Source organism: Phenylobacterium sp., from assembly GCF_044236515.1.
Lineage (GTDB): Bacteria > Pseudomonadota > Alphaproteobacteria > Caulobacterales > Caulobacteraceae > Phenylobacterium.
In genome coordinates this window covers 1-2,825 of sequence record NZ_JBIIGK010000254.1, presented here as the reverse complement: position 1 = coordinate 2,825, position 2,825 = coordinate 1, and the positions used below count along the sequence as shown (strand labels likewise).

Annotated in this window: 3 protein-coding genes; all 3 read left to right on the top strand. The window is 64.4% G+C overall.

Going from position 1 to position 2,825, the window contains the following annotated elements:
• On the top strand, positions 1-474 hold the full coding sequence (gene rpsG, locus ACILRF_RS15935) for a 30S ribosomal protein S7 (protein WP_395674624.1): 474 nt from the start codon (positions 1-3) through the stop codon (positions 472-474).
• 111 nt (positions 475-585) lie between these two features.
• A complete protein-coding gene (fusA, locus tag ACILRF_RS15930) occupies positions 586-2,664 on the top strand; it encodes an elongation factor G (protein WP_395674622.1) in 2,079 nt (692 codons plus the stop codon).
• Positions 2,665-2,715: 51 nt separating this feature from the next.
• Positions 2,716-2,825, top strand: a 110-nt coding sequence (locus tag ACILRF_RS15925; RefSeq protein WP_172262485.1) for a GTP-binding protein, incomplete at its 3' end; no start/stop codon positions are given.

Genomic DNA, 2,825 nt, shown 5'->3' with positions numbered 1-2,825 from the left:
ATGTCCCGCCGCCGTCGCGCAGAGAAACGCCAAGTCCTTCCCGATCCGAAGTTCGGGGACCTCGTCGTCACCAAGTTCATGAACTACGTGATGTACGAAGGTAAGAAGGCCGTCGCCGAAAACATCATGTATGGCGCCTTCGAGATCCTCGAAGCCAAGCGCAAGGACCAGGGTCCCCTGGAAACCTTCCACGCTGCGCTCGACAACGTCGCGCCCGCCATCGAAGTCCGCTCCCGCCGGGTCGGCGGCGCCACCTACCAGGTGCCGGTCGAAGTCCGTCCGGAGCGCCGCAAGGCCCTGGCCATCCGCTGGCTGGTCAGCGCCGCCCGCAAGCGCGGCGAGAACACCATGACCGAGAAGCTGGCCGGCGAACTGCTGGACGCCTCCTCGAACCGCGGCACCGCGGTCAAGAAACGCGAAGACACCCACAAGATGGCTGAAGCCAACCGGGCCTTCTCGCACTACCGCTGGTAAGCCCTCTTCCTCCTGGGCTTTCAGAGCTTTCCGGCGCGGGCGGTTTGAGCTAAACCGCCCGCGCCTCTCGTTCGGCCCTCCACGAACGCCCCTTTTCCAGAGCTGTCCGCTATGCCCCGCACGCATAAAATCGAAGACTACCGCAACTTCGGCATCATGGCCCACATCGACGCGGGCAAGACGACGACGACCGAGCGGATCCTCTACTACACCGGCAAGAGCCATAAGATCGGCGAAGTCCACGACGGCGCCGCGACCATGGACTGGATGGAGCAGGAGCAGGAGCGCGGCATCACGATCACGTCGGCCGCGACGACCGCGTTCTGGAACGACAAGCGCCTGAACATCATCGACACCCCCGGGCACGTCGACTTCACCATCGAGGTGGAACGCTCGCTGCGCGTCCTCGACGGCGCGGTGACCGTGCTCGACGGCAACGCCGGGGTTGAGCCGCAGACCGAGACCGTCTGGCGGCAGGCCGACAAGTACCGGGTTCCGCGGATCGTCTTCGTCAACAAGATGGACAAGCTCGGCGCCGACTTCGACAAGTCGGTCGAGAGCATCCGCGACCGCCTTGGCGCCAAGGCGGTTCCGATCCAGTTCCCGATCGGCGCGGAATCCTCGCTGCGCGGCCTCGTGGACCTGGTCCGCATGAAAGCGGTGGTCTGGGACAACGACGGCCTGGGCGCGAGCTACCGCGACGAAGAGATCCCTGCCGACCTCAAGGCCAAGGCCGACGAGGCCCGCAGCTACATGATCGAAAACGCCGTCGAGCTCGATGACGAGGCGATGGAAGCGTACCTGTCCGGCGAAGAGCCGTCGGAAGAGACGATCAAGAAGTGCATCCGCAAGGCCGTGCTGACCGGCGCCTTCTATCCGATCCTTTGCGGCTCGGCGTTCAAGAACAAGGGCGTCCAGCCGCTGCTCGACGCGGTCGTCGATTACCTGCCCTCGCCGGTGGACATCCCGCCCACCAAGGGCATCGACTTCCGCACCGAGGAAGAGATCGAGCGCAAGGCCTCGGACGAAGAGCCGCTCTCGATGCTGGCCTTCAAGATCATGGACGACCCGTTCGTCGGCTCGCTGACCTTCTGCCGGATCTACTCCGGCAAGATCGAAACCGGCATGGGCCTGCTGAACTCGACCCGCGACCGCAAGGAACGCGTCGGCCGCATGCTGCTGATGCACTCCAACAACCGCGAGGACATCAAGGAAGCCTACGCCGGCGACATCGTCGCCCTGGCCGGCCTGAAGGACACCCGCACCGGGGACACCCTGTGCGACCCGAACAAGAACCCGGTGATCCTGGAGCGCATGGAATTCCCGGCGCCGGTCATCGAGATCGCCGTCGAGCCGAAGTCGAAGGCCGACCAGGAAAAGCTGGGCGTCGCCCTGGCCAAGCTGGCCGCTGAGGACCCGTCGTTCACGGTCTCCACCGACCATGAGAGCGGCCAGACCATCCTCAAGGGGATGGGCGAGCTGCACCTCGACATCAAGATCGACATCCTGAAGCGCACCTACAAGGTCGAGGCCAACATCGGCGCGCCGCAGGTGGCCTACCGCGAAACCATCAGCCGCAAGGCCGAGATCGACTACACCCACAAGAAGCAGACCGGCGGTACGGGCCAGTTCGCCCGCGTGAAGCTGGTCTTCGAGCCGGGTGAAGTCGGCACGGGCTTCGTGTTCGAAAGCGGTATCGTCGGCGGCGCGGTGCCGAAGGAATACATCCCCGGCGTCGAAAAGGGCCTGAACTCAGCCAAGGACAACGGCCTGCTGGCCGGCTTCCCGGTGATCGACTTCAAGGCGACCCTGATCGACGGCGCCTTCCACGACGTCGACTCCTCGGTCCTGGCGTTCGAAATCGCCTCCCGCGCGGCCTTCAAGGAACTGCGCGAGAAGGGCGGCGCCAAGCTGCTCGAGCCGATCATGGGCGTCGAGGTCGTGACCCCGGAAGAGTACCTGGGTTCGGTCATCGGCGACCTGAACGGCCGTCGCGGTCAGATCCAGGGCCAGGACGTGCGCGGCAACGCCATCGTCATCAACGCCTTCGTGCCGCTGGCCAACATGTTCGGCTACGTGAACAACCTGCGCGGCATGTCTCAGGGCCGCGCCCAGTTCACCATGCAGTTCGACCACTACGAGGCGGTGCCGCAACACGTCGCCGACGAAGTGATCAAGAAGTACGCCTAACCCAATCCAACCCTAGCTAGAGGACGAGCCCGGACAGGGCTGGAGCTTGAAATGGCCAAAGAGAAATTCGAACGCACGAAGCCGCACTGCAACATCGGCACGATTGGTCACGTTGACCATGGCAAGACGACGCTGACGGCGGCGATCACGATCACGCTGGC